This is a genomic window from Pseudomonas sp. BB438 (assembly GCF_057180225.1).
Genome location: NZ_CM170001.1, coordinates 213,449 through 240,059, shown reverse-complemented (window position 1 = coordinate 240,059; position 26,611 = coordinate 213,449). Strand labels below are relative to the sequence as shown.

Genomic DNA, 26,611 nt, shown 5'->3' with positions numbered 1-26,611 from the left:
GTCGCGGTGCAACCTCTCTGCGTCAGCGCTTTCAGGGCTTGTGTGAAAATTGCAAGCACGAGTGTGCAAAATTCAGAACTTGCACCCACATTTTTCTGACGTCAAAATAATGCCTCTGCCTCCATGGATAAATGGAGTTTCCCCGCGACCGTCAAGGGAGCGGCTCGCAAGGGCACGATGAACACACTCACTTCCACGCCAGCGGACAGTCGGCCGATCGCCTGCCTGACCCTCCGCACCGGGCGTTCCGATTGCGTCGCGCAATTCTACCCCGCGCTGTATCAACTCGACCTCGACCGTGACGGCCAGGTAGAGCGTATCGACCTGGGTTTTTCCGGAAGCCGGGTACTCGAGCGCCTGCTGCAGAGTCCGGGAGACGTGGTGGCGCGCGATGAACTGCTGACCCATGCGTGGTCCGACCGCGTCGTCGGCCAGGGCAGCCTCAACCAGCAGATCTACACCCTGCGCCAGGTGCTCGCGGACGAGAAGCAACGGCAGATCATCCAGACGCTGCCCCGTCGCGGTTACATGTTCAATCCGCAGTATCTGGTCAATCCGACCAGCGAGCCGGACGAGGACGTCGCCGATGCGACCCCGGAAGTCATTCCGCTGGAGCTCGTGCCCCCGGCTCGCATGCCGCTTCCGCCGAATCCAAGGCGCCTGAAATTCGCCGCCGCCAGCCTCTGCATCCTCGGCCTGCTGGTCCTCTCCGGCGCCTTCTACTACACCCAGGTACGCAGCCCGGTCCTCACTGCCGAACAGAACGTCGGCTCCCTGCAGATCACCTACGTCGAAGACAACGAACAGGACCTGCAGAGATTGATCAACACCACCCGCCCCCTGGCGCACCAACTGGCCGACCTGGCCACCCGCCCCATCGGCCTCATGCTGCACATGACCTCGGGCTTCTACGAACTGGTCTGCGTGCAACCCGAAGGCAACTCCAACTGGCTGCTGATTCACGAGAGCCAGGTCGCGCGGATTCCCCAGGAGCAGTTGCGCAAGTGCCTGAACTGAACCTACGCCGCCAGGCCGGCGTGGCCCGCCGCTGCCTGGTGATTTCGCTGTTCGGCGTCGTCTGCCTGGCGCTGGCACTGGGCATGCTGTGGAAGCACGCCCACAATACCTCGACCATCGATGGGCGTTACGCCTCGTCCGGTCAGGTGGTACTGGGCAACGGCAGGGTGCTGGAGATCGTCCAGACCACCATGTTCCACGACGGGCGCTTCTACTCGATGATCCAGCAGGACGCCAACATCCTCGAAGTCTCCGGTCTGGTCGGCAGCGACCTGGCCGGGCGCTACCAGTTGCAGGTGGAGGAAAACAGCATCAGCAACCTGCAGACCGACAGCGGCCTGGACAGCGAACTGATCTTCAACCTGCTCTACGGCCGCCAGCGCGGCGCCCGCATCACCCTCGAACCCCTGGGCGGCTGCCTCTATGGCGTGGAAACGCGCCAGGTATTCTGCCCGCGCCACCTGCGCAACCGCTGACCGGCTCACAGCTTCAGCGTCGGCTCTGCCGCCGCGGCGGGTGCCGCAGGCTCGGCCGTCGCTGACGCAGGCGCCGGCTGCGGCTGCGGCTGCGGCTGCGGCTGCGGCTCGATGAGCTTCGCGCCCGACGCCGAGTAGTGCACCTGTGCATAACTTTCGCCGAAGATTTCCCGGTACAGGCTCTCCGCACGCTGGGTCAGCAGCAGGATCTCGATGCGGCGGTTGGCGCCATTCTCCGGGTCCTCCGGGCGCAGCGGCATGACGTCGGCCTGGGCCGCCACCTGCAGCACATGTGCGGCGGGCAGTCCACTGTCGACCATCACGTTGCGCGCGCGCAGGGCGCGGTCGCCGGAGAGGTTCCAGTTGTTGTAGCCATCCGGCCGGCGGTACTGCACGGCATCGGTATGGCCACTGAGGATCAGCTTGTTCTGCACCTTGGCCAGCACGCCCGAGAGCGCGCCGAGCAGAGTCTGGAAGTGCGGATCGAGGGCGGCCTGGCCGCGGGCGAACATGAAGCGCTGCTGGTCATCCTTGATCAGGATGCGCAACCCCTGCGGGACCACGGTCACCTCGATGTTGGCCAGGGCGTCGACCTTGCCGGACACCTCGCGGATCAGCTGGGCCAGCTCGCGCAGGTCCTCGTTGCTGTCGTACTGGCGGCCCTCACCGTCCTGCTGCACGGCCGCGTCCTTCGCCTGCTCACCGGCCTTGCCCTGCTTGCCAGCGTCCAGCGCGAGCTGCGGAGCGGGCTTTTCCGGGGTCTTGACCGGCTGCGGCATGCCGTCCAGCTCGACAGGCGTTCGGCTGGCACCGTCGAACACGCCGGCGCCGCCATCCACCACCGGGTTGGCGTCCTGGTCGCCCACTGCCACCGGTTGCGGCTCGGTCTGCGGATGGACGATCCACAGCACCATGAACAGCGCCATCATCGCCAGGGTGAAGTCGGCGAAGGCGACTTTCCAGGCACCGCCATGCTCATCATCGTGGCCCTTCTTGCTGCGGCGCTTGATGATGACTTCGCTGTGCTTGTCGGCACGTTTCTTCATGCTGCGTCCCGCTCTTCCTCATAGCGGGTGACCCAGGTCTCCAGCTGTTTGAACGCCGGCTTGACGTCCTGCTCGATCAGCTTGCGACCGGCATCGACTGCCAGCAGCGTGGGTTTGCCGGCCACATGGGCAACCAGGGTGGTACGCACGCATTCCAGCGCCGACAGCTCGGTCTTCACGCGCTGCGACATGGCGTTGGACAGCGGGTCCATCAGGCAGTAGCAGACGAAGATGCCGAAGAAGGTACCCACCAGCGCGGCGGCCACGTGAGCACCGATCTCGGCCACCGAGCCACCGATGTTGCCCATGGTGATGATGATGCCGAGGATCGCCGCGAGAATGCCGAAGCCGGGCATCGCCTCACCGACCTTGTGCAGCGACTTGGACGGCTGCAGCAGCGCGTGCTCCATGGCGTCCAGCTCCTGCTCGAGGAAGCCCTCGAGTTCGTGGGCGCTGATCTTGCCCATGGCCATCAGGCGGAAGTTGTCGGCGATGAACGCCATCAGGTTCTTTTCCTGGAGGATCAGCGGGTAGCGGGCAAACAGGTCGCTCTGGTCCGGCTCTTCGATGTGCGCGTCGAGTACCTTCAGACCGCCGACGTCGACCATCTCCAGCAGCTCGTAGAGGAGCATCAGCAGCTGGCGCTGGAACTCTTCGCCACGGCGCTTGAAGACGAACACGCCCTTGATCTGCGAGCACATCTCCAGCAGCACTTCGCGCGGGTTGGCAACGACCAGGGTGCCCAGGCCCGCGCCAAGGATGATGACCATCTCCGCCGGCTGCCAGAGCGCGCGCATGTCGCCGTGGGCCATGGCGTAGCCGCCGAGCACGCAGGCGATGATGATCAGGGCGCCGATGATTTTCTGCATGGTTATGGGTTCTTCAGAGAGTGTCGGGGTCGTTGAGGAAACGGCTGCATTTGCCGATCGCCTGCTTCATCAGCTGGCAGATGCGCGCATCGGTCAGCTCCAGCACCAGGGCGATTTCCTTGAGGTTCAGCTCGTGCTGGTAATACAGGTTGAGGATCAGCCGCTCGCGCTCGTTGAGGCGCTCCAGGGCCTGGGCCAGCAGGCGCTCCTTGAGCACCCGATCCTCCAGCGCATCGCCACTGCCCTGCACGCCGTCATGGCCGCTCTGCAGCAACGCGTCGAAGCTCTCGATGGCTTCGGAGGACTCGGCGCGCAGGTAGTCCTGGTAACCCGCCTCGTCGAGGCCGGTGGCGGCGAGTACTTCCTCGTCGCTGGGTACCCGACCGAGCTGGCGGGCCAGCGCGCGGATGCTGTCGCGAACCTTGTGCGCCTGCTGGCGCACCTGGCGCGGTCGCCAGTCCTGGCGGCGCAACTCGTCGAGAATGGCGCCGCGGATCCGCAGTGCGGCGAAGCGACCGAATTGTTCATCCGGCTCGCCATAGCGGCGCAGGCCTTCGAGCAGGCCCATCAGGCCGATCTGCTCCATGTCCTCGCGATCCAGCACCTGGTTGGCCTGCAGCGACAGCTGGCTGACGATGCGCCGTACCAGGGGCAGGTACTGCATCATCCAGCGCTGCTCGGCCGCCGGCGACAGGCGCGCATGGCCGCCGTCGGGGCTGTCGTAGCCTCCGGCGCCAGGGGCATAGCCGAGTGCAGGGTCGCGAAGGGCGTGCATGGCGATCTACTGGACGATCATCTTGCTGAGCATCACGTGCTCGAACGGCACCACCACCTTGCGCGCGGCGAAGTCGTCGATCACCGCCTTTTCCAGGCGCGTCTGCACATCGCCGATGGGCATCGCGCGCAGCACCTCGAACTTCTCCGGGGTCAGGTTGGCGACCACCGAGCTGCGCACCATGGGCGCGACGCTTTCCAGCTTCTTGCGCTCCTGCTCGGCCTTGGCCTGCAGCACCAGGTCGATCACGAAGTAGTGTTCGCGGTCTTCGCCACGGGAGCTGACGATGATCTTCTCGACCGGGACGAAGAGGTACTCGGCACTCTCCTCTTCTTCCTTGGCATCGTCCTTGGCCCCGTCTTTCTCGGAGGTGGCGGCCGGAGCAAGGCTGGCGGCCTTGATCATCTTGTAGTTGACGAACACGCCACCGAGCACGACGGCGATATTCACGATGAGCATCAGTAGAACGAGACGCGGCGTGGACATGGGGGTTTCTCGAAAAATCCTGTGGAGTGCTGGCCGCAGGCGGCCTACACGGTAATCAGTACGTCGCTGTCGCCGCGCGCCGACGAGCGCTCGCCGGCCTGCGCGTCGCGCGGGTTGGCGGCGACCACGGCCTGCTCATCGGCGAAGCGCTGGCGGTTCTGCTGGCCCTGCTGGCCGGACTGCGAGTCGGAAGACACCTGCACGTTGACCTGCAGGAAGTTCTGCCCGACCAGCTCCTGGCGCAGGCGGTCGCTGGTGTTCTGCAGCATGCGCACCACGTCGCCATTGGACGCGGAGATCTGCACGTTGAGCTGGCCGGCCTCGTGGCGCACGAGGATTTCCATGGCACCCAGTTCCGGCGGATCGAGGCGGATCGTGGCGTTCTGCACACGCTGGCCGAGTTGCAACTCGACGTTGTCGCGCAGGGCGCTGACCATCTGCTCGCCCCAGCGCGCCTCGTTGTTGCCCTTGAGGTGCAGCGGCCTGTCGGCCAGGGGTGTTGCCGGCGCGGCGGAGGGCGCCGGCGCACTGCCGTCGACCGCGGGAGCACGCGCATCGAGCGCCGCTGCCGGGAGCGGTGGAGCAGCGCCTTCCGGAGCCTGTTCGGCAGCCGTCAGGTGTTGTTGCAGCAGGGCCTGCGCCTGGCTCTGGGTCACCTCACGAGGCGCCGGGGCGGTCGCCTTGGCGGGTTCCTCGGGCAATTCCGCGGGAGGCAGCAACCTGTCTTCGGGCTTGACCGCGGCCGGTGCCGGCTGCAGTTTCGAATCGACAGCCTGGGTCGCAAAACCGGCAACCTGGGCCGAGGTCTGCTCCGGTGGATTGTCCCGCGCCTGGACGATCAGACCCGCCTGGCTGAGCATGCCGGCGAGCCAGCTCTCGGCGCCGGAAGGCGACGCCTCCTCGGCCGGCCGGGCTTGCGCGTCACCGTCGCTGATATCGGCAGGCAGTACCTGAGGCAGCACCGGCATTCCCGCACCAGGCTGCTGTGCGGAATCCTCGACTTGCGCGGTATCGAACTGGGCGAGGAAGGACTGCACGGTGACCGTCCGCTCGCCGATCCCGGACGGCGCAGGCTGCTGCGTGCGCAGACTGGCGACACCGGCAGGTACAGCCGCGTCAGTGTCACGGCGCGAATCCTGCGGGCGCGCCTCGGCCACCGGGCGCGCGTCGCGGTCGGGGGTGGGCAGGGACTGGGTCGGCAGCTGAATCACGGTCTATCGACCCTCCTGGTACGTATCCACCTGCATGTATGCCGAGCGACCCTCGGCGTATTCCAGGTGCGAGAGCAGGAGGCGGCGCAGGCGCTCGCACTCCTCGGCGCAGGCCTGCGACGCCTGCTCGTGCAGGCGCTTCAGGTGCTTCTTGGCCAGCAGCACGTCGGCCGCCAGTCCGGTCTGCGATGACATCGCCACCAGTTGTGCGCGGATCGCCAGGTCGACCTGTCCCATGGCTTTCCAGTCCTTGCGCTGCAGCGCCCCGCCGAGCCGCTCGTACAGCTCCAGCAGGCGCTTGCGATCATCCACGTGCGGCACTCACGCCCTCCCAGCCTTCGCGCAGAATGCCCAGCAGACGCACCACTTCATCGATACCCGCGACATCCAGCGAGATGCTCACGTCGGAGAGCCGGTAGATGCAGTAGTCGTAGAGGCGCGCCAGGCCCTGCACGGTCTCCCCGCCGCTCTCGTAATCGAGCGCGCCGTTCAGGCCGTTGAGGATGTTCAGGCACTTCTCCAGGGAGCGGCCCTTCTGCTGGAAGCGCTTGTGCTCGATGTGGCCGCGGGCGCGGGCCAGCTCGTCGAGCAATCCGTCGAACAGCACCAGTACCAGCTCATAGGGCGAGGAGGCGGCGGTGCGCGACTCCAGGTCGACCATGCGGTAGCTGTCGTAGCTTTCGTTCATGCCGTAGCCGCTCATCCGAACATCCCGGCGGTCTGGTCCATGGACTGCATCGTCTGCATCATCGAGGTGTACTGCTTGAGGTAGCGTGCGTAGTAGGTGTCGTACTGCTTCTGCAGGTTGTCGTAGTCATCGTTGACCCGCTTCAGGCTGCTGTTGAGCGACTCCTTGCGGTTCTTCAGCACGCCGTTGACGCTGCTGGTGTAGAGCGACAGCGCCTTGTCGGTGCTGTCGAGCAGGTTGCCCTTGCCCATGAACAGCTTGTCCAGGCCTTCGGGGTCGGCAGCGATGGCCTTCTCGAAGCGTGTGGAGTCCAGGGTCAGCTTGCCGTTGCGGTCGGCGCTGATGCCGAAGCTGATCAGGTTGGCGCCACCGAAGGTGGTGCGCAGCATCTGGTTGAGGCTGTTCTCGATGGCCCGCACGCTGGAATCGCCGGCCAGCGCGCCACGGGAGTTGCCGTTCTGGTCGCCCGAGGCGGTGAGGCTGTCGATCTGGCTGGCCAGGGCGTTGAACGCGTCGATGAAGGTCTGCACCTTCTTCTTGGTTTCGCTCTGGTCCTGGGAAATGGTCATCGAGATCGGCTGCTCGCCGGACTTCTGCGCCTGGGTGAAGGTGACGCTGACGCCGTCGATGATGTTGTCGAAGGTGTTGCTGGCGTTGGTCAGCAGCATGCCGCTCTCGCCGCCCAGGCGGACGCGGGCGTCCTGCGCCTTGGACAACTCCTGCGGATTGCCGATGGCGGTCTCGAACGCGCTGTTGGTGCCGTCGGTGCCACTCAGCGACAGGCTGATGGCGTTCTCCGCGCCGGACTTCTCCGCGCCCAGCACCAAGGAGACCTGGCCGTTGCTGCGCACCAGGGTGGCTTTCACACCGGTGTTGTCCGTGGCCTTGTTGATCGCCGCAGCCAGCTCGTCCATGGAGTTGGCACCGTCGCCGTCGGTGTCGACCTTGCTCAGATCGATGTCGAAGGACTTGCCGTTCTGAGTGAGGGTCAGGGTGCCTTGCGTGTCGATGTCGCTGGTCTGCAGGCCGGAGAAGGACAACTGGTGGCTGGTGGCGAGCTGCTCGACGAAGAAGTCGTAGCGGCCGGCCACGGCGCTCTTGCCAACGGTCGCGGTGAGGTAGCCGTCCTTGCTCAGCTTGGCGCTGTTGACCAGCATGCTGGTGTTGCTGCCGGTGGTGCCCTGGAGCCCTTTCACCGCCGTGGAGAAGGTCTTGAGCGCGGTTTCCAGCGAGGTCACGGCAGTCAGCTGCGCCTGGTAGGAGGCCTTGTTGCGGTCAGCCTTGTTCAGCCCGCTCTGCACATCGTACGTCGCCAGCTGCTGGGCCATCTGTTTGACGTAATCGGAATCTATGGTCGCCATCTGAATCCACCTCTTTGGGTCGGAAGAGCAATTACGGTGCCAATGCTGGAAGTCCCGTCATACGGGGCTTTGCGGATTTTTCGGGGAGAAGTTTCACTTCCGCCCGGCGGGCTCTGGCGCGCAGCGGGAAGCGGCATTTCCGCCTGCTGACCACGCACCCTGATGCAGGGGAAAGGCGACCGTGGCGAGGGATTCGTTAAGGGGATTCGGCGGGGTGTTTCCGGGGGAGGCCCAGCGCAGGGCTACCCTCTCCCTAACCCTGGCTGGGGAGAGGGCCGATCCGAGCGCCGAAGTATCCCGTTGATTGCCCTCGCGGCTCAGTACAGCTGCCGCGAATACACCGGCTGTTCGCGCGGATCGCCCATCAGCTGGCTGAGGATGTCGTGATGCATCGCCAGCAGCTTGCCGTTGCGCTCGTTGAGGCGCTTGCACTGGGCGGTGAGCTGGCCCAGTTGCAGCCACTCCTGCTGGAGTTCCTCGCGGCGCGGCGGCGTGTAGTTGGACAGCAACGTGCGCATGCCGTCGGCGTCCATCGGCAAGTGGAAGGCCCGCAGTACGCGCGTGCGGCGCTGGGCGCGGCCGGCGACGCCGTCGAGCAGTGCCTGGATATCGGGGTTCAGCGCCTCGATCTGCGCGCTGTCCCGTGCCAGCAGGTGGCGATACAGCTCCTGCAGGCGGTCGCGCAGCGCCAGGCAATCGCGGCCATCCTGCTGGATGTCCTGCTCGATCACCTGCAGCAGCCGCGCACGCTGGGTCATGCGTCGCTGCCGCGATGGTAGGAGAGGATGCTGGTGGCGAGCACGCTGGTGTCGTTACCCAGCTCGCCATTCATCAGCGCGCGGCGGATCTCCGCGACGCGACTCTGGTCCACGTCGGGCATGGCACGCAGGGTTTCCTGCATTTCGTCCAGGCGCAGCGAATCGTTGACCGGCGCGACCGCGCTGGTCTCCGCCACCGGGGCCGCACGCTCGCTGCGCGTGCCCTTGGCGGACTCGCTGGCGGCCAGCGCGACGCTGGTCAGTTGCCGGGTGATTTCCATGATCGGTATCCGAAGTTTCCTGGGCTTTCCCTCAGAGGGCGACCGCCTCGACGGAAAACTTAAATGCGATGTTCACGCTCGTGCTCGCCACCAGGACTGCGCGGCGAGGCCATCCTGGATTTTCTGCTCCTGTTGCGCAAGCTGCAGCTGCCACTGGCCGACCTTGGCCTCGATCACCTGGGTGAGCACCTTCTCGCTGCGCATGGCCGCCATCAGCTCCGACTGGATGCGCGCCAGGGTCTGCTCGGCCACCTCCAGCTCGCGACGCTGCAACTGCAACATCTTGTGCAGGGTGGCCTTGTACTGCTGCTGGTTGTGCCGCTGCAAGGGCGTGCTGGTGGCCACGCTGAAACCGCAGAGACGGTCCAGCCCGGTGATGTTGTTGCGGTAGCGCTGGCAGAGAGTCTGCTGGTAGTTGACCCGTCCGAGCAGCTCGCGGACCTTGCCGCCGCGGACATCGGCCAGGCGCCCGAGCATGTCGATCTGCGCCTTCATCAGCGCCCCCCGACGATGCTTTGCAGGGTGGCGACGCTGTTGCCCAGCTCGGCGCCATCAGCCGTTTCCTGACGCAGGTAGCGCTCCAGCATCGGCGCCAGCTGCACCGCACGGTCGGTCTTCACGTCCATGCCCGGCGTGTAGCCGCCCAGCGGGATCAGCTCCTTGATGCGCTCATAGGTGCCGCTGAACTCCTTGAACTGCCGCGCCGCGGACAGATGCGCGGGGGCCGCGACCTGACTCATGCAGCGACTGACCGAGGCGCCGATGTCGATGGCCGGGTAATGCCCGACGTCCGCCAACCGGCGCGACAGGACGATGTGCCCGTCAAGGATCGCGCGGGCGCAATCGACGATCGGGTCCTGGTGATCGTCTCCCTCGGCCAGCACGGTGTAGATGGCGCTCAGGCTGCCGGTCGTGCCCTCGCCGTTGCCGGCGCTCTCCACCAGTTCCGGGAGCATGCCGAATACCGACGGCGGATAGCCCTTGGTGGCCGGCGGCTCGCCCAGGGCCAGGGCGATCTCGCGCTGGGCCATGGCGTAGCGGGTCAGCGAGTCCACCAGCAGCAGCACGTCCTTGCCCTGATCGCGGAAGTAGGCGGCGATGCTGTGGCACAACTCGGTGGCCTTGAGGCGCATCAGCGGCGATTCGTTGGCCGGCGCCACCACCACCACGGCCTTCTGCAAACCTTCCGGGCCGAGGGAGTGCAGGATGAATTCCTGAACCTCGCGGCCGCGCTCGCCGATCAGCCCGACCACCACGACATCGGCCTTGGTCTGCCGGGTGATCATGCCCAGCAGCACGCTCTTGCCCACGCCGCTGCCGGCGAACAGGCCGACGCGCTGGCCCTTGCCCAGGGTCAGCAGGCCGTTGATGGCACGCACGCCAACGTCCAGCGGCTCGGACACCGGGCGCCGGCGCAGCGGGTTCACGTTCGGCAATTCGGTGGGCAACGGATGGCGACCGGCGAGCTTGCCGAGACCGTCCAGCGGCTCGCCGAGGCCGTTGACCACGCGCCCCAGCCAGGAATGATCGATGTGCAGCACGGCTTCGTCCGGCGCCGGGAAGACCCGCGAGCCGGAGGTCAGGCCGACGGGCTTCTTGAAGGGCATGAGGTAAGTGATGTCACGGTTGAAGCCAACCACTTGCGCTTCCAGGCGCTCGCCGTCGGCGACTTCCACGTAGCAGCGCTGGCCGGTCATGCGCCGGCAGCCGAGGCTTTCCAGCAGCAGGCCGGAGACGCGCACCAGGCGACCGCTGACCCGCGCCAGCTGGACCGAGTCCAGCGAGCGCAGCGCTTCTTCGAGCTTGAAGCCGTCGCCCAGGGCCATGTCAGTCGTCGTCCTGCAGATGCGCGCTCAGGGCTTCCATGCAGCTGTCCAGGCGCTGCTGGCAACCAATGTCGGCTTCCGCCTGCGCGGTGACGACACGGCATTCGCCCAGCGCCAGGCGCTCGTCCGGCACCAGGCGCCACTTGGCGGCACGCTCGGGGTTCAGCTCGCGGATGCGTGCGCATTCTTCCGGGTTGAGCAGGATCTGCACGTCAACCGGCTCGCCCGGCATGGCGGCGAGGGCCTCCTCGGCCAGGGTCAGCAGCTGCGTCGGGTTGAGCGTGAGCTCGACGCGGATGACCTGCCTGGCGACCTTCTGCACCAGCTCCAGCAGCTCCTTCTGGCGGCTGCGCTGGAAGGCCTGGTGGTACTCGCCGAAGGCCTCGACGGCGGCCTGCAGCGGCGCGCAGGCCTCGTCGAACACCTGCCGGCCAGTGGCGCGGCCTTCCTCGCCGCCCTTGCGCAGGCCGTCCTGGCGACCGGCCTCGAAGCCGTCGCGCAGGCCGGCTTCACGGCCCTCAGCCACGCCGTCCTGATAGCCCCTCTCCAGGCCCTCCTGGAACCCTTCGGAAATGGCGCGCTGGCGCGCCGCCGGGTCGCTGTCCCAGCCATGCTGGTCGGCGCCGGCGGTAGCGCAGCGCGGCGGGAAGCGGTACGGGCGCCAGGCGCGGCTGTCGGCCTTGATGACTTTGATCGCCATGCGCGGTTACTCCACCGTCTGCTCGCGGAACAGTTGCACCTGCAGATCGCCCTCGGCGGCCAGCTCGCGCACCACGCCCATGATGTCCTTGCGCACCTGTTCCACGCGGCTCAGCGGCACCGGGCCCTGGCGGCGGTTGATGGACTCCATCTGCTGCGCCTGACGCTTGGGCATGGCGCCCTGGATGGCGCGCACCAGCTCGGGCTCGGCGCCCTTGAGGGCAACCACCCACTCGTCCAGCGGGATGACTTCCAGCAGGGTCTGCAGCACTTCCTGGTTCTGCCGGGAGAGGATGAAGAAGTCGTACATCTCGTCTTCGATCTTGCCGACCAGGTCGTCGTTGTGCGCGCGCAGCAGCTCGAACATCTGGTTACGGTCGCCCTTGAAGCGGTTCATGATGTCCGCCGCCTGCTTCACGCCGCGCACCTGCGAGCCCTGGGTGGAGAGCACGCGCAGGCTGCGGTCGATCAGCTGTTCCAGCTCGGCGATCACGTCACTGTTCACTTCGCTGAGGTTGGCGATGCGGAACAGCAGCTCGTCCTGGCGCTCGGGCGGCATCGCCTCGAGCACGTCCGTGGCCATGCCCGGCGGCAGGAAGGCGAGGAACACCGCCTGCATCTGCGCGTGCTCCTTGGCGATCAGCGCGGCGAACTGCTTGGGATCGATCCACTCCATGCGCGCCATCTTGGCGCGGATTTCCTCGCCGTAGATGCTGTCCAGCAGGTTGCGCGTGATGTCGCTGCCCAGCGCCTTGCCGAGCATGCCGGCGAGGTAGGAACGCGAGGCGCCCTTGATGCTGGATTGCAGCTTGTAGTCGTCGAAGAAGCGCCCGATCACGTCGGAAACGGTGTTCTGCTTGACGTTCGACAGCCGCGCCATCGCCTGGCTGATGCTGACGATCTCCTCGCGACTGAAGTTGCGCAGGATGCCCGCGGACGCATCGTCGCCCATGCTCAGCATGAGGATCGCCGCCTGTTCCAGGGAGCTCACGGCGCGCATCTGCGGGCCGCGCTTTTTCGTTTCTTCAGGCAGGCTCGTGTCGGTCATTGCGGCCAATCCAGTGCTTGATCACTTCCGAGACCCGTTCCGGGTCGTTCTTCGCCAGCATCTGCAGATGCTCGATCTGGTGCTCCAGGCCCGAGCCCGGCGCCGGCAGGCGGATTTCCGAGAGCGGGTTCAGCTCGCCGAGCACGTTGAGCCCGCCGACGCTTTCGCTGCCCAGTGCCAGACGCCGCTCGGCGTCCAGGGCCAGCGGGTACTCGGCGCTGCCTTCGGGCAGCTCGGTGGTGGCCGTTGGCTGCGCGCGCTGGGTGAGGCTGCGGACCGCCGGGCGTACGCCGAACAGCAGGAACAGCAGTGCGATCAGACCGAGCACGGTGTAGCGCACCAGCGACTGCAGGGCACTGCTTTCCCACCAGCTGGCGGAAGACTCTTCCACCGGCGTGGCGGCGAAGGGGAACACGCTGACGGTGATCAGGTCGCCGCGCTGGGCATTGAAGCCCACGGCGCTCTTGACCATGGACTCCAGGTCGGCACGGGCCTTGTCGGTCCAGCCACCTTCCGGCGCAGTGGAGGCGTTGATCACCACGGCGACGCTCTGCTGGCGCAGGGCAAAGGCCGGGTACTTGATGTGGGTGACGCGCTGGTCGAAGTCGTTCTGCCGGGTGGTTTCCTGGCGGGTCGAGGTCGCGGCCTTGTTGTCGGTGCTGGCGACCTTGCCGGTGCCCGGCGGATTGCCGCCTGCTGGGTTATTGCCCTGGGCGTTGTTCTGCCCTTGCTGCTGTTGCGGCGGCGGCTCCGGTGGACGGTTGCTCAGCGAGCCGGGCACGCCGAGGGCAAGCTGGTCCAGCGTGCTCTCGTTGCGCAGGGACTCGCTGCGCAGGCGCGGCGCCTCGCCGTAGGCCTGCTGGGTCTCTTCCTTCTGGCTGAAGTCGATGTCGGCGGACACGCTGATGCGGTAGTTGCCCAGACCGAGCACCGGGGCGAGCACTTCCTCGACGTTGCCCACGGCCTTGCGCTGGTACTCGTCCACCGCCTGCCAGTTCTGCGAGGGGCCGCCCACGCCATTGATGCCACGCGAGAGCAGCACACCGTTCTGGTCCACCACGCTGACGTCTTCGGGTTTCAACTGCGGCACGCTGCCCGCCACCAGGTTGACGATCGCGCCGACCTGCTCGGGACTCAGTCGCTGGCCGGGCGCCAGCTGCAGCAGCACCGAGGCCTTGGCGGGATCGCGCCGGCCGACCACGAAGGAGTTGCTGTCCTCGCGGGCGACGTGCACGCGCGCCTGCTCGATGCCTTTCAGGCCCATGATGGTTCGAGCCAGCTCGCCCTCCAGGCTGCGCTTCAGGCGAACGTCCTGGAGGAAGTGGCTGGTGCCCAGCGGCTCGTCCTTGTCGAACAGCTCGTAGCCGGCCGGCAGGGACACTTTCACGCCCTTGGCCGCCAGCAGCATGCGGGCGCGCGCCAGGTCTTCCTCGCGCACCAGCACCTGGCCGCTCTGCGGATGCAGGCGATAGTCGAAGGCCTCGGCGTCCAGTACCTGCATCACGTCGGCGGCCGGGTAGGCTTCACCGGCACCGTACAGCGGACGGTAGGCTCCCTGGTCGCGCCACAGGTAGAAGACCACGGCAGCGGCCAGCAGCGCGGCGCCCAGGGCGATGCCGAGCAGCCCCAGGCGCGGGTCGAGCTTGAGTTTGTCGAGCGGCAGGCGCCCTTTGAGATTCTGCAGCACTGTCAGTCCTTACAGCGGCATGCGGATGATGTCGTCGAAGGCGCCGGTGAGCTTGTTGCGCACCTGCAACAGCGCGGAGAACGACACGCTGGCCTTCTGGCTCTGGATCATGGCACCGACCAGGTCATCGCTCCGGCCGCTGTCCACCGCGGCCATGGCGGCACTGGACTTGTGCTGTTCGGCATCCACCGAGCGCAGCGCCTGCTCGAAGCTGGCGCCGATACCTTGCGCCGGCGCGTTGCCCGAAAGCTGCGCGGCAGGCCGTACGGCCGGGCCACTGGCGAGGTCGGCGTAACGGTTCATCCGGTCCAGCATGTCCTGCTGCACCTGCATGATCGAACTCATGGAAGTCTCCCCCGGAAAACGAATCAGAACTGCACCTGCACGCCCTGCTCACGCATCGCGTTGAGCCGGTAGCGCAGCGCGCGGGTGGTCATGCCCAGGCTCTCGGCGGCCTTGGTCTTGTGTCCGCCGAAGCGGCGGATGGTGTCGATGACGTGCTGGTACTCAGCGAGCTTGCCGCTGGCACGCAGCGCGGCGCGCCCGCCTTCGGCTGCCAGCGGGATCACCGCAGCAACCGTACCGGCAGGTGCATCCGGCGCAGCCAGGCCCAGGTCGCGGGGCTGGATGAACAGGCCGTTGCGCAGCACCAGGGCGCGCTGCAGGGTGTTCTCCAGCTCGCGCACGTTGCCCGGCCAGTCATGTTGCAGCAGCGCCCGGCCGGCGGATTCGGTGAGCAGATCGTGCTCGGCGTCCTGCGGGGCGTACTGGCGGATGAAGCGCCGCGCCAGCGGCAGCACGTCTTCCTTGCGCTCGCGCAGGGGCGAGATGTGCAGCGGCAGTACGTCGAGGCGGAACATCAGGTCGGCGCGGAAACGGCCTTCGCCGACCTCGGCCTGCAGGTCACGGTTGGTCGCGGCGATGATGCGCACGTCCAGTTCGATCTCGCGGCGCCCGCCCAGACGCTCCACGCGCTGTTCCTGCAGCACGCGCAGCAGCTTGGCCTGCAGGGCCAGCGGCAGTTCGCCGATCTCGTCCAGCAGCAGGGTGCCGCCGTTGGCCAGTTCGAACTTGCCCGGCTGGGCATTCACCGCGCCGGTGAAGGCGCCGCGCTCGTGGCCAAAGAGGATGGATTCGAGCATCGCCTCGGGGATCGCCGCGCAGTTCACGGCGATGAAGGGCGCGTCCGGGCTGGCGATGCCGTGGATGTAGCGGGCCAACAGCTCCTTGCCGGTGCCGGTCTCGCCGGTGATCAGGATCGGCGCGCGGGTCTGCGCGACCCGTTGCGCCATGGCCAACAGGCGGCGGCCGGCCTGGGAGCGCGAAACGAACAGCTCCTGGGCGGCGCTGGAGGCTTCCTGGCGGCGCAGCAGTGCGGCCAGTTGCCCGGCGCCGAAGGGCGACAGCAGGTAGTCGACGCAGCCGAGGTCGAGCAGCGTCGCGGCCTTGTCCTGCTCTTCATAACCGACGATGGGCACCACGTCGCGTTCGCGGCCATCGCTGAGCAGCGCACCGACCTGTGCATAGAGGTCGGGAGCGGGGAAGGCGCCGGCGAGGATGAACAACAAGGATGCATCGCTGCGTGCACGGGCCAGTTCGGCGAAGCCGGAGAAGCGCTCGACGCGGCAACCTTCGGCCAGCAGCGTCTGCAAAAGGAGGGCGTGAGCGGCGTCCGAGGACGGCCCGATGATCGCAACTTTTTTCTGCGCCGGCCGCTCTTCGAGCAGCGTTTCACATAATTGATCGATCGACTGGCTTAAACTGTTCACCGCAACTTTCCATTCGCTAGTGCGTTCGAAACCCCTGTCCTCGTTCAACGCCAGCGTCGGCCGAAACATTTTAACGGCGACTGCGGAACTTCTTCATGGACCGGGTATCTCACGGGTGGCATTGCAATAACTTCGTCATATTCGAAGTCACTGCAACCTGTAACTAACTCACCCACACTAACAAGTGCCAGCACTACGCCATAGCTTCCCGCCGATTAATTAAGATCAATAGAAAAAAAGTTCCGTCAAAAACATCATTTGATATCTATTGATTTAATCGGGCGACCTCAGATCGCTATCATTCCGCCATGTCAGCAGCCGTGACACCTCAGTCACAGGGCCCTGCGACATACAGAGCATGCCGCGAGCAACGATCAGCCGACCCCGGCGGTCACGACACCTCCCGTGTCCTTGGGCAGATGGCAGATCGAACCTGGAAGTACGACGCTGAGCATGACTGGCAAATCAAAAGTCCACCATGGCGTGCCCGCCGACAGTCTGATTCGACTGAAACCGCAGAAACTCGGCCGGCATTATCACAAGATTCCGCAGTACATCAAAGAGATCTCCGGTAAATACCCGCGGATCATCAGCGACTACTTTCTGCGGCATTATCGAATCAATCTCGAACTGGATAACCTGACCCTTCACGAGGAACTTCCCCGTGAACTGGAATGCCTCTTCGATTCCCCGCTGGGCAAGTTCGGTTTCGCCATGGACCGTGCCCTGCTCACCGAAGTCATCGAGTGCTATTACGGTGGGACCGTGGTCGCCAACCGCGACACGCCGCCGATCAGCAGCTCCGAGCAGCGCATGCTCGATCGCCTCGGCCTGGACGTGGTGGACCTGTTCGGCCGCGCCCTGCTGATGGGCGAATCGGTCGGCCGCCTGCAGCAGATCGATCCCACCTACGAAGAAGTGCAGTGGGAGTACATCGCCGAGTTCAGCTACGTCAGCCACCTGACTGGCGAGCGCTCCTCGCTCTATCTCTATCTGGACAACCCGCTGGCGGACGAACTGACCCGCCGCCTCGCCGGCCCGCCACCACCGCGCCTGACCGGCAACCCGGTGGAGCACATCAAGCACCTGCCCCTGCGCCTGGACTGCGTGGTCGCCGCCGCGCGCCTGCCGCTGTCGCAGGTCCTGGCCCTGGAACCGGGTGACGTGCTGACGATCCGCCCGCTGGAGCGCGTCGAAGTGCGGGTCAACCAGCAGAAGCTGTTCCGCGGCGCCATCTTCGAAGACGACGGCACCCTCTTCCTCTCCTCCCTGGAAAGCGTGAAAAACCCATGACCGGTTCTCTCTCCGACTCCGAGTTCGAGTCGCTGATCAACGACGGCGACCTGGGCCTCACCCAGGACGTCACCGACATCCCCGCCGAACCCGTGCGCGCGCCGCTGCCGCAGCAGGACCTGAGCTTCTTCGGCAAGATTCCGGTGAACGTCACCCTCGAAGTCGCCTCGGTGGAAATCTCGCTGAAAGAACTCATGGACGTGGACGCCAACAGCGTGATCATCCTCGACAAGCTCGCCGGCGAGCCGCTGGACGTGAAGGTCAACGGTGCGCTGTTCGCCAAGGCCGAGGTGGTCGTGATGAACGGCAACTACGGCCTGCGCGTGCTGGAACTGTGCGGCGCCAGCCTCGACGCCCTGACGGCGTGATGCAGCCGCGCTCCCTCGCCGGCCGCACGCTGGCCGCACTGGGCCTCGTCGCTGCCGGGCTCTGCCCGCTCTATGCGCAGGCGGCCGGCGGCGACGTCACGCTGTTCAACCTGCACGACACGGCGGATGGCCAAGCCTTCAGCGTCAAGCTGCAGATCCTCATCCTCATGACCCTGCTGGGCTTCCTCCCGGCAATGCTCATGCTGATGACCTGCTTCACCCGCTTCGTCATCGTGCTGGCGATCCTGCGCCAGGCCATCGGCCTGCAGCAGAGCCCGCCGAACAACGTGCTGGTGGGTATCGCGCTGATCATGACGCTGATGGTGATGCGGCCGGTCTGGCAGGACATCTACACCAACGCCTACCAGCCCTTCGAGACCGACCAGATCAGCCTGGAAGACGGCCTCGGCCGCGCCAAGCAGACGCTCAGCCACTTCATGCTCGCGCAGACCAACCGCACCTCGCTGGAGACCATGGTCTCCCTGGCCGGCGAGACCGTGCCGGAGAACCTCAACGACCTGGACTTCTCCCTGCTGCTGCCGTCGTTCGTGCTCAGCGAGCTGAAGACCGCGTTCCAGCTGGGCTTCATGATCTTCATCCCGTTCCTGGTGATCGATCTGGTGGTGGCCAGCGTGCTGATGGCGATGGGCATGATGATGCTCTCGCCGATGATGATCTCGCTGCCGTTCAAGCTGATGATCTTCGTGCTGGTGGACGGCTGGGCCCTGATGATGGGCACGCTGACCAGCAGCGTGCAGCCGTTCTAGCGGCCCTGACGGAAAACACGCCATGCTCACTCCGGAAAGCGCCGTCGATATCGTGTCAAACGCCGTGCACATCACCGCGCTGATCGTCTGCGTGCTGATCCTGCCCAGCCTGATCGGCGGCCTGCTGGTCAGCATTTTCCAGGCGGCCACGCAGATCAACGAGCAGATGCTCAGCTTCCTGCCGCGCCTGCTGATCACTCTGGGGATGCTGGTCTTCGCCGGTCACTGGATCCTGCGCACGCTCTCGGAGCTGTTCATCGAGTCGTTCCACCAGGCAGGCCGACTGGTCGGCTGATGCCATGCAACAAGGCGCATCCATCCTGCAGGCCTTCGACTACCTGCAAACGCTGCAGGCCTGGTGGTGGCCCTTCTGCCGGATCATGGCAGTGTTCGCCCTCGCGCCGATCTTCAGCCACAAGGCTATCCCGGCGCGCCTGCGCATCCTCCTCGGCCTGGCCCTGACCGTTGCCCTGGGCGCCGCGCTGCCGCGTCCGCCGGCCATCGATCCGCTGTCCGCGCAGGGCCTGCTGGTGGCGCTGGAGCAGGTCGCCTTCGGCCTGATGCTCGGCCTTTCGCTGATGCTGGTGTTCACCGTGTTCACCCTGGTGGGCGACGTGATCTCCACCCAGCTGGGCTTGAGCATGGCGGTCTACAACGACCCCATGAACGGCGTGTCGTCGTCCTCGATCCTCTATCAGCTGTACTTCATTCTGCTGGTGTTCCTGTTCCTCTCCATCGACGGCCACCTGCTGGTGGTGAGCATCCTCTACCAGAGCTTCATCTACTGGCCGGTGGGCAGCGGGCTGCACTACCTGGGACTGGAGTCGGTGGTCGGCAGCCTCGCCTGGGTGTTCTCCGCCGCCGTGCTGATCACCCTGCCGGTGGTGTTCTGCATGACCCTGGTGCAGTTCTGCTTCGGCCTCCTCAACCGCATCTCGCCGGCGCTCAACCTGTTCTCCCTGGGCTTCCCCATGGCGGTGCTGGCCGGCCTGGTGTGCATCTGGCTGACCCTGCCGGACATCCCCGAGAACTACCTCAAGCTCACCCGCCAGCTGCTCGACGCCATTGGCGTGATCTTCCGCGAGGGGCGCCATGGCTGACCAGCACAGTGCCCAGGAGAAAACGGAAGAGGCGTCCCAGCAGAAGCTCAAGAAGAGCCGCGAGGATGGCCAGGTCAGCCGCTCCAAGGACCTCTCCACGACCCTCTCGCTGCTCGCCACGCTCATCGCCCTGAAATTCTGCGTGGAGCACTTCTACGACGGCATCAGGCAAGGCTTCGCGCTGTCCTTCATCGACTTCAGGCACAGCGAGATCGGCCTGGACGACCTGCCGCTGGTGCTCGGCCATCACCTCGTGCTGTTCATCACCACGCTGCTCCCGCTGCTGGTGACCCCGCTGCTGGTGGTGCTGTTCTCGATGATCCCCGGCGGCTGGATCTTCTCCAGCAAGAACTTCATGCCCAAGCTGTCCAAGCTCAACCCCATCACCGGGCTCGGGCGCATCTTCTCGCTGCAGAACTGGACCGAGCTGGCCAAGTCGCTGCTGAAGATCGTCGTGCTGATCCTCGTCGCCCTCTACCAGCTGCACGGCGCCCTGCCCGGCCTGCTGGCGCTGCAGCGCAGCAACGTGCACAGCGCCATCGCCGCCGCCTTCGGCACCTTCTACGACATCACCGTGTCGCTGCTGGTGGTGTTCATCCTGTTCTCGGTCATCGACATCCCGATCCAGTACTTCTTCTTCAAGAAGAAGCTGCGCATGACCAAGCAGGAGCGCAAGGAAGAACACAAGAACCAGGAAGGCCGCCCGGAAGTGAAGGCGCGCATCCGCCAACTGCAGCGCCAGCTGGTGCACCGGCAGATCAGCAAGACGATCAAGACGGCGGACGTGGTGATCGTGAACCCGGTGCATTTCGCCGTGGCGCTGCGCTACGACCCGAAGAAGGCCCAGGCGCCCTACGTGGTCGCCAAGGGCCTGGACGAGACCGCGCTGTATATCCGCAAGATGGCCAAGGCCCACGACCTGGACGTGCTCGAACTGCCGCCACTGGCGCGCGCCATCTACGCCACTACCCAGGTGAACCAGCAGATCCCCGCGCAGCTGTACAAGGCCGTGGCCCACGTCCTCACCTACATCCTCCAGCTCAAGGCCTGGCGCTCCGGGCGCCGTGAGCGCCCGGAGCTGATCAGGAACGTCCCCATTCCCGAAGAACTGCTGAACAGAGTCTGACCATGCGCCTACTGCAGTCACTATTGCCGACCTTCCAGAGCGGCCGCATCGGCATCCCGCTGATCATCCTGTCGATCCTCTCGATGATCATCCTGCCGCTGCCGCCGCTGGTGCTGGACGCCCTGTTCACCTTCAACATCGTGGTGGCGATCCTGGTGCTGCTGGTCAGCGTGTCGTCGAAGAGTCCGCTGGACTTCTCGCTGCTGCCCACGGTGATCCTGGTCACCACGCTGCTGCGCCTGACCCTGAACGTCGCCTCCACCCGCGTGGTGCTGCTCGACGGCCACACCGGCACCGGCGCGGCGGGCAAGGTGATCGAAGCCTTCGGCCACGTGGTGATCGGCGGCAACTTCATCGTCGGCCTGATCGTCTTCGTGATCCTGATGATCATCAACTTCATGGTCATCACCAAGGGCGGCGAGCGCATCTCCGAGGTGACCGCGCGCTTCACCCTGGACGCCCTGCCCGGCAAACAGATGGCCATCGACGCCGATCTCAACGCCGGCCTGATCGACCAGAACGAAGCCAAGCGCCGCCGCTCGGAAGTGGCCAAGGAAGCCGACTTCTACGGCGCGATGGACGGCGCCTCGAAGTTCGTCCGTGGCGATGCCATCGCCGGCATCCTGATCCTGCTGATCAACCTGTTCGGCGGCCTGGCCATCGGCGTGTTCGTCTACGACCTGCCGGCGGGCGCGGCCTTCCAGCGCTACGCCCTGCTGACCATCGGCGACGGCCTGGTGGCGCAGATTCCGGCGCTGCTGCTGTCCACCGCGGCGGCGATCATCGTCACGCGGGTCAACGAATCGGCGGAAATCACCAGCCTGGTGCGCAAGCAGATGCTGGCCTCGCCGTCGCTGCTCTACACCGTTGCCGGCATCCTCGTGGTGCTCGGCCTGGTGCCGGGCATGCCGCACATCGCCTTCTTCGCCTTCGCCGCGCTGGTGGCCTTCATCGCCTGGCGGCTGTCGCTGGCCGGCCCGCCCATCGAGGCGCAGACCCTGGAGCAGACCGAAGCACTGAGCCAGGCCATGGACCAGGAGCGCGTACAGCAGCTGGGCTGGGAAGACATCCCGCTGGTGGAGCGACTGTCGATCTCGCTGGGCTACAAGCTGGTCAGCCTGGTCAACGAGGCCAGCGGCGCGCCACTGCCGCAACGGATTCGCGGTGTGCGCCAGACGCTCTCGGAGAACCTCGGCTTCCTCCTGCCGGAAGTGCAGATCCGCGACAGCCTGCGCCTGAAGGCCTCGCAGTACGCCATCCACATCAACGGCGAGCGCATCGATGGCGCGGAAATCCACGCCGACCGCCTGATGGCGATCCCTTCGCCGGAGCTCTACGGCGAGATCGACGGCATTCTCGGCGTCGATCCGGCGTACCGCATGCAGGTGGTGTGGATCCTCCCGGCAGACAAGTCGCGCGCGCTGAACCTGGGCTACCAGGTGATCGACTGCGCCAGCGTGGTCGCCACGCACCTGAACAAAGTGGTGCGCGAACACCTGCCGGACATCTTCAAGCACGACGACGTCGAGCACCTGATGCAGCGCCTGACCCTGCAGGCACCCAAGCTCGCCGAATCGCTGAAGGCGCAGCTGACCTACTCGCAGCAGCACCGCGTGTTCCGCCAGCTGCTGCAGGAGGAAGTGGCGCTCAAGGACATCGTCACCATCGCCAGCGCCCTGCTAGAAGGCAGCGAGACCACCAAGGACCCGGTGCTGCTGGCGTCCGATGTGCGCTATGCGCTGCGACGCAGCATCGTCTCGTCGATTGCCGGTGACCGCCCGGAGCTGACCGTGTTCGTGCTGGAGAACGCTCTGGAGAACACCCTGCTCGGCGCCCTGAGCATCGCCCAGCAGGCCGGCCCGGTGAGCCTGGACAACATCCCGGTGGAACCCAGCCTGCTCAACCAGCTGCAGCACAGCATGCCGGTGGTGAAGGAAAAACTGCGCAAGGAAGGCCACCCGCCGATCCTCACTGTGATGCCGCAGCTGCGCCCGCTGCTGGCCCGTTACGCGCGGGTGTTCAGCCCGGGGCTGCACGTGCTGTCGCAGAACGAGATTCCGGAGCGGGTGGGGGTGCAGATATTGGGGACGTTGGGGTGATGACGGTCTGAGAGTTCGGCGTGGGACCTGGCACCCTCTCCCCCCGCCCTCTCCCTGAAGGGAGAGGGTGCCGTTCGGCGTTCTGTTGTTGTCGCGGAGTCAGCCGGCGAGCTCTGACCTAAAGCCCCGCTCGGGACAGTCCCCTCTCCCTTCAGGGAGAGGGTTAGGGAGAGGGCCAGCCCGAGCTCCGGGCTACCCCCCTATCACGACAACCGCGCCCTCCCCAACAGACTGCGGTTGAAACTCACCGACATCGAGGTCACCAGTTCGGTGAATCCCGCACTCGGCCGATCCAGCTTGAAACCCTGTTCGAAGCGCGCGTTCTTGGCGTCCTTTTTCGACCACTGGCAGATCGCGGTGATATCCACCGAACGGGTGTGATCCTCGCGCACCGGTATCTCCAGGCGCATGTCGTAGCAGCTGCCGGGCGCCAGCGGCTCCTCCGTCACCAGCCGCAGGCCACCCATCGAGACATCCAGGACCACCCCCATGGGGTCACCGCTCAGGCGGTTGGTCACGTTGATCTGGCCAATGTGGCGGAAGGTCAAACGACGGTGCTTGCGCATGGCGGCCTCTTGTGGGGAGCGGGCTCTGGATTCAGGGAGCGAAACGCGCGCGCATCCTAGCAGCGCCAGACGCTCAAACGAACTCAAAAGCTATCAACTGGCCAGTATTCGACCGAAAATCGATCGCCTTCCATCGCCCAGTGCGGCGTTGCAACCCTGCAGCGGATACGCTGCAATCTGCGCTGCACGTTTGCGCGCAGTGCTGCGTTTTTGCCTACACCCTTTCGCGCAACCCTGCGGTGTATGGGCTTTCCAGGCTGGCATGCAACATGCCTCGCCTTCTTGCGCGCCTTCAGACGGCCGCATCGCCGTGTTGGGAATTTGCCTTGGAGATCTGCCTTGGAGGGAGAAATGGACCCACTGAAACTGCTGCTGGACAGAGGCCTGCTGCTGTCCGACAGCCTGACGTCCCAGGGACGCTTCATCGAGGTCTCCGCCGAGCAGACCGACCAGCTCGGCTACGCGCCCGGTTCCCTGGACGGCCAGGGCGCCGAGCTGGTCTACACCGCCGACTCGCTGAACGCGCTGATGCAACTGTTCGCCAGCCCGCCGGCGGATGAACGCGTGCAGGACCTGGAGCTGACCCTCATCCGCCACAACGGCGGCCTGCTGCCGGTACTCGCCAGCGGCGTGCTGCAGTGGCGCGACGGCGAGCCCGCGCGCCTGCACCTGGTGAAAATGCCGTTGGGGCCGATCAGTCGCCGCCTGGGCGAACTGCAGAGCGCCAACGAAGTGATGAGCCAGATGCTCTTCAGCGCGCGGGTGGCCTATTGGTGCATCGAGTTCGCCGAGTCGGTGGACGTGCGCGAAACGCCCGACGAGATCGTCCGCCAGGTGTTCGAGAACCGCTCCTACTGGCGCATGTGCAACCGCGCCATGGCCAACATCTACGAGATGCCCGCCGACGTCGATTTCAGCGAGCAGCCGGTGCGCCTCTACTGGCCACGCAGCCCGGCCAACGAAGAGTTCGTGCGGCGCCTGATCGAAGCGGAGTTCCACGTCGACGGCGCACTGTCGGTGGACCGCCGCCACGACGGCTCGCCGGCCTACGTGGAGAACGACGTGCGCGCCAGCATCCACAACGGCCGCCTGCTGCGCATGTGGGGCAGCCTGCGCGACGTCAGCCAGGAACTGCGCATGCAGCACGACGCCGAGCAGCGTATCGAGGCGCTGCGCCGGGTCTTCGACGCGGTGCCCGACGCCGTGCTGGTGATCGACGAGCAGGCCCAGCCGCAATGGCGCAACGCGGCCTTCGAGCAGACCTTCGGCATCACCCGTGCCGCCGGCCTGGCCTCCACGCTGAACCGCATGCCGCTGCCCGAGCGCACCTGGCAGGTACTCGACCTGCCCGACCAGTTCGGCAACTACCAGTCCTTCAACAGCCACTGCTCGCGCATCCTCATCCGCGAGGGCGTGGCCTGGCGCGTCTTCGTGCTGCGCTTGGCAAACAAGGCGACGGAGCTCCATCCATGAGCAAAGAAGCATGAGCGAAGAAGGCTTCTTCGCGCCGCTGCGCATGGGCATGCGCTCCTCGGTCAGCGCGTCGGGCGAGATGCTCTCCGCGTTGCTGGAGACGCCGGCGCTGCACGCCCTGCTCGACAGTTTCAGCGAGGCGGTGATCGTCTGCGACGGCGACTCGCGGGTGCGCTTCATCAACCTCGCGGCGGAACGGGTCAACCGCGTCACCCGCCTCGATGTGCTGGGCCTGAGCGACGTGGACTTCTTCCAGCGCTCGGCGCTGCAATTCGACGACTTCCAGCAGGCCCTGCGCCGCGGCGGCAAGAGCGCACTGACCCGCTCGCGCGACGGCCGGGTGTTCCTCACCCGCGCCCAGGCGGTGCCGACGACGGCCTACGAGAAGCCCTACAACCTGCTGATCCAGCGCGAATACGAGCCGGGCACGGCGGGCAGCCTGCGCAGCCCGTCCGGGCGCGCCTCGACCACCGACCTGCAGGGCCTGGGCGACCCGCAGGACAATGCGCTGCACATGTCCCCACTGCTCTCCTCCATCGCCGACATGGGCGTGCGCGCGTTCCGTCGCCGCGCCCGCCTGCTGCTGCTCGGCGAACCCGGCGTGGGCAAGACCGCCATCGCCCGGCACATCCACCGTGCCGCCGGCTGGGGCGACCGGCCCTTCATCGACGTGAACTGCGCGAGCATCCCGGAAACCCTGTTCGAGTCGGAGATGTTCGGCTATGAGCGCGGCGCCTTCACCGGCGCGCTGCAGTCAGGCAAGCGTGGCTACATCGAGAGCGCCTCGGGCGGTACGCTGTTCCTCGACGAGATCGGCGAGATCCCGCTGCAGGTGCAGGCCAAGCTGCTGAAGTTCCTCGAGGACGGCACCATCCAGCCGGTGGGTTCGCCGCTGTCGAAACAGGTCCAGGTGCAGGTGATCGCCGCGACCAACAAGGATTTGCGCGCCCAGGTGGCCGCCGGCGAGTTCCGCGCCGATCTCTACTACCGCCTGGCCGTGCTGCCGGTGGAGATTCCGCCGCTGCGCGCCCACCGCGACGACCTGCCCGTGCTGATGGACATCCTCCTGGCGCGCATCAACCGCGACCGCCAGCCGCCGCTGCGCTTGTCCTCGAACTGCCGCGAGCGGCTGCTGGCCTATGACTTCCCCGGCAACATCCGTGAGCTGGTGAACATCTTCGAACGTCTCGCCGTGCTGGCCGACGACGTGGCGGAGGAACTGCACCTGCCGCCGGAACTGCTCGGCGCGCCGCCGGCCGGCAGTCCTGTCGCTGCCGTCGCCACCGAGCCGGCGGCGCCCATCGACGACCAGCCGCTCAAGGCCCAGGTGCAGCGCTACGAGCGCCAGGTGATCCTGCGCGCGGTGCGCCTGTGCGGCAGCAAGCGCAAGGCGGCGATCCACCTGGGTATCGACGTCGGCACGCTGATCCGCAAGTTGCAGCGAGACGATTGAGCTCCGCGCCCCTGCATGAAACTCAACGCGGGGCCAGCCCTCTCCCCCGCCCTCTCCCTGAAGGGAGAGGGAGCTATCCGTGCCTCCTGACGCCGTGATTTTTCAGCTTGCGCCGAACTGGTCCCCTCTCCCTTCAGGGAGAGGGCAATCGGCGACACGGAACATCCAGTAGCCACTATTCCGCCTAGGAGCAGCCTTCTCTCGTGTCTCTGCGCGGCGAGACCGCCCGGTCACACCATCTTCCCGCGCCCGGCAGAAGTGCCCCTGCGACAATCCACCGCTGCAAGCCTGCCTACAGGCGTTGTCATTTCTGCTTACACCTGTGTTTCTGTTTTTTAATTTTATCCTTCAATTTCAATAACTTAACAA

The 26,611-nt window shown here is 65.9% G+C and carries 29 protein-coding genes; 11 read left to right on the top strand and 18 right to left on the bottom strand.

Annotated elements, in window-relative coordinates; translation table 11 throughout:
• Positions 1–177: 177 nt before the first annotated feature.
• Positions 178–1,017, top strand: a complete 840-nt coding sequence (locus tag AC1ZV1_RS01160; RefSeq protein WP_484295166.1) for a winged helix-turn-helix domain-containing protein — start codon at positions 178–180, stop codon at positions 1,015–1,017.
• On the top strand, positions 1,005–1,493 hold the full coding sequence (locus AC1ZV1_RS01155; protein ID WP_484295165.1) for a hypothetical protein: 489 nt from the start codon (positions 1,005–1,007) through the stop codon (positions 1,491–1,493). Before AC1ZV1_RS01160 ends, AC1ZV1_RS01155 begins: the two co-directional genes overlap by 13 nt.
• A 5-nt stretch (positions 1,494–1,498) precedes the next feature.
• Here the strand turns inward: AC1ZV1_RS01155 and AC1ZV1_RS01150 are convergent, their stop codons facing one another.
• From AC1ZV1_RS01150 to AC1ZV1_RS01070, 17 genes are all read right to left on the bottom strand, one after another.
• Complete coding sequence (locus tag AC1ZV1_RS01150) at positions 1,499–2,539, bottom strand: OmpA family protein (protein ID WP_484295164.1); 1,041 nt, start codon at positions 2,537–2,539, stop codon at positions 1,499–1,501.
• Complete coding sequence (gene motA / locus AC1ZV1_RS01145) at positions 2,536–3,408, bottom strand: flagellar motor stator protein MotA (RefSeq protein WP_484295163.1); 873 nt, start codon at positions 3,406–3,408, stop codon at positions 2,536–2,538. The genes AC1ZV1_RS01150 and motA overlap by 4 nt, the downstream gene beginning before the upstream one ends.
• 13 nt (positions 3,409–3,421) lie before the next feature.
• Positions 3,422–4,183 (bottom strand): FliA/WhiG family RNA polymerase sigma factor, encoded by a 762-nt coding sequence (locus tag AC1ZV1_RS01140; protein ID WP_484295162.1) that lies wholly within the window; start codon positions 4,181–4,183, stop codon positions 3,422–3,424.
• Between the two features lie 6 nt (positions 4,184–4,189).
• On the bottom strand, positions 4,190–4,669 hold the full coding sequence (locus tag AC1ZV1_RS01135) for a flagellar basal body-associated FliL family protein (protein ID WP_484295161.1): 480 nt from the start codon (positions 4,667–4,669) through the stop codon (positions 4,190–4,192).
• Positions 4,670–4,713: 44 nt separating this feature from the next.
• Complete coding sequence (locus tag AC1ZV1_RS01130; RefSeq protein WP_484295160.1) at positions 4,714–5,880, bottom strand: flagellar hook-length control protein FliK; 1,167 nt, start codon at positions 5,878–5,880, stop codon at positions 4,714–4,716.
• A 3-nt stretch (positions 5,881–5,883) separates the two neighbouring features.
• Positions 5,884–6,201: a hypothetical protein gene (locus AC1ZV1_RS01125; protein WP_484295159.1), complete on the bottom strand. Its 318-nt coding sequence runs from the start codon at positions 6,199–6,201 to the stop codon at positions 5,884–5,886.
• Positions 6,185–6,583, bottom strand: a complete 399-nt coding sequence (gene fliS / locus AC1ZV1_RS01120; RefSeq protein ID WP_484295158.1) for a flagellar export chaperone FliS — start codon at positions 6,581–6,583, stop codon at positions 6,185–6,187. The genes AC1ZV1_RS01125 and fliS overlap by 17 nt, the downstream gene beginning before the upstream one ends.
• The gene (gene fliD / locus AC1ZV1_RS01115; protein ID WP_484295157.1) at positions 6,580–7,929 is read right to left on the bottom strand and encodes a flagellar filament capping protein FliD; all 1,350 of its coding nucleotides are present in this window, start codon (positions 7,927–7,929) and stop codon (positions 6,580–6,582) included. Before fliD ends, fliS begins: the two co-directional genes overlap by 4 nt.
• A 317-nt stretch (positions 7,930–8,246) precedes the next feature.
• Positions 8,247–8,687, bottom strand: a complete 441-nt coding sequence (gene flgN / locus AC1ZV1_RS01110) for a flagellar export chaperone FlgN (RefSeq protein WP_484295156.1) — start codon at positions 8,685–8,687, stop codon at positions 8,247–8,249.
• On the bottom strand, positions 8,684–8,968 hold the full coding sequence (flgM, locus tag AC1ZV1_RS01105; RefSeq protein WP_484295155.1) for a flagellar biosynthesis anti-sigma factor FlgM: 285 nt from the start codon (positions 8,966–8,968) through the stop codon (positions 8,684–8,686). Before flgM ends, flgN begins: the two co-directional genes overlap by 4 nt.
• 72 nt (positions 8,969–9,040) lie before the next feature.
• Complete coding sequence (locus AC1ZV1_RS01100; RefSeq protein ID WP_484295154.1) at positions 9,041–9,463, bottom strand: flagellar FliJ family protein; 423 nt, start codon at positions 9,461–9,463, stop codon at positions 9,041–9,043.
• The gene (gene fliI / locus AC1ZV1_RS01095) at positions 9,463–10,794 is read right to left on the bottom strand and encodes a flagellar protein export ATPase FliI (protein WP_484295153.1); all 1,332 of its coding nucleotides are present in this window, start codon (positions 10,792–10,794) and stop codon (positions 9,463–9,465) included. The genes AC1ZV1_RS01100 and fliI overlap by 1 nt, the downstream gene beginning before the upstream one ends.
• Before the next feature lies 1 nt (position 10,795).
• Entirely contained in the window at positions 10,796–11,494 is a 699-nt protein-coding gene (gene fliH / locus AC1ZV1_RS01090; protein WP_484295152.1) for a flagellar assembly protein FliH, read from the bottom strand.
• A gap of 6 nt (positions 11,495–11,500) precedes the next feature.
• Complete coding sequence (locus tag AC1ZV1_RS01085) at positions 11,501–12,541, bottom strand: FliG C-terminal domain-containing protein (RefSeq protein ID WP_484295151.1); 1,041 nt, start codon at positions 12,539–12,541, stop codon at positions 11,501–11,503.
• Complete coding sequence (fliF, locus tag AC1ZV1_RS01080; RefSeq protein WP_484295150.1) at positions 12,519–14,228, bottom strand: flagellar basal-body MS-ring/collar protein FliF; 1,710 nt, start codon at positions 14,226–14,228, stop codon at positions 12,519–12,521. Before fliF ends, AC1ZV1_RS01085 begins: the two co-directional genes overlap by 23 nt.
• A gap of 9 nt (positions 14,229–14,237) precedes the next feature.
• Positions 14,238–14,573 carry a flagellar hook-basal body complex protein FliE gene (gene fliE / locus AC1ZV1_RS01075; RefSeq protein WP_484295149.1) on the bottom strand — a complete coding sequence of 112 codons (336 nt, stop codon included), beginning with the start codon at positions 14,571–14,573 and terminating at the stop codon, positions 14,238–14,240.
• Between the two features lie 23 nt (positions 14,574–14,596).
• A complete protein-coding gene (locus AC1ZV1_RS01070) occupies positions 14,597–15,976 on the bottom strand; it encodes a sigma 54-interacting transcriptional regulator (RefSeq protein ID WP_484297681.1) in 1,380 nt (459 codons plus the stop codon).
• Positions 15,977–16,450: 474 nt separating this feature from the next.
• On the opposite strand from AC1ZV1_RS01070, the gene AC1ZV1_RS01065 reads away from it, so the two are divergent.
• Genes AC1ZV1_RS01065 through AC1ZV1_RS01035 form a run of 7 tightly spaced genes read left to right on the top strand, consistent with a single transcriptional unit; the run spans position 16,451 to position 22,750 of the window.
• On the top strand, positions 16,451–17,290 hold the full coding sequence (locus tag AC1ZV1_RS01065; protein ID WP_484295148.1) for a FliM/FliN family flagellar motor switch protein: 840 nt from the start codon (positions 16,451–16,453) through the stop codon (positions 17,288–17,290).
• On the top strand, positions 17,287–17,658 hold the full coding sequence (locus AC1ZV1_RS01060) for a FliM/FliN family flagellar motor switch protein (protein ID WP_484295147.1): 372 nt from the start codon (positions 17,287–17,289) through the stop codon (positions 17,656–17,658). Before AC1ZV1_RS01065 ends, AC1ZV1_RS01060 begins: the two co-directional genes overlap by 4 nt.
• On the top strand, positions 17,658–18,425 hold the full coding sequence (gene fliP / locus AC1ZV1_RS01055) for a flagellar type III secretion system pore protein FliP (RefSeq protein ID WP_484295146.1): 768 nt from the start codon (positions 17,658–17,660) through the stop codon (positions 18,423–18,425). The genes AC1ZV1_RS01060 and fliP overlap by 1 nt, the downstream gene beginning before the upstream one ends.
• A 22-nt stretch (positions 18,426–18,447) precedes the next feature.
• Positions 18,448–18,720, top strand: coding sequence for a flagellar biosynthetic protein FliQ (locus AC1ZV1_RS01050; RefSeq protein ID WP_017521278.1), 273 nt, complete (start codon positions 18,448–18,450; stop codon positions 18,718–18,720).
• A 4-nt stretch (positions 18,721–18,724) separates the two neighbouring features.
• On the top strand, positions 18,725–19,525 hold the full coding sequence (gene fliR / locus AC1ZV1_RS01045; protein ID WP_484295145.1) for a flagellar biosynthetic protein FliR: 801 nt from the start codon (positions 18,725–18,727) through the stop codon (positions 19,523–19,525).
• Positions 19,518–20,651 (top strand): flagellar biosynthesis protein FlhB, encoded by a 1,134-nt coding sequence (flhB, locus tag AC1ZV1_RS01040; protein WP_484295144.1) that lies wholly within the window; start codon positions 19,518–19,520, stop codon positions 20,649–20,651. Before fliR ends, flhB begins: the two co-directional genes overlap by 8 nt.
• Before the next feature lie 2 nt (positions 20,652–20,653).
• On the top strand, positions 20,654–22,750 hold the full coding sequence (locus AC1ZV1_RS01035; RefSeq protein WP_484295143.1) for a flagellar biosynthesis protein FlhA: 2,097 nt from the start codon (positions 20,654–20,656) through the stop codon (positions 22,748–22,750).
• A 203-nt stretch (positions 22,751–22,953) separates the two neighbouring features.
• Here the strand turns inward: AC1ZV1_RS01035 and AC1ZV1_RS01030 are convergent, their stop codons facing one another.
• Entirely contained in the window at positions 22,954–23,316 is a 363-nt protein-coding gene (locus AC1ZV1_RS01030; RefSeq protein WP_484295142.1) for a PilZ domain-containing protein, read from the bottom strand.
• A gap of 351 nt (positions 23,317–23,667) precedes the next feature.
• Here AC1ZV1_RS01030 and AC1ZV1_RS01025 point away from each other — a divergent pair, with 351 nt between their 5' ends.
• Together AC1ZV1_RS01025 and AC1ZV1_RS01020 are read left to right on the top strand one after the other, a co-directional pair.
• Entirely contained in the window at positions 23,668–24,789 is a 1,122-nt protein-coding gene (locus AC1ZV1_RS01025; RefSeq protein ID WP_484295141.1) for a PAS domain-containing protein, read from the top strand.
• Positions 24,790–24,799: 10 nt separating this feature from the next.
• On the top strand, positions 24,800–26,242 hold the full coding sequence (locus AC1ZV1_RS01020) for a sigma-54 interaction domain-containing protein (protein ID WP_484295140.1): 1,443 nt from the start codon (positions 24,800–24,802) through the stop codon (positions 26,240–26,242).
• Positions 26,243–26,611 lie beyond the last annotated feature (369 nt).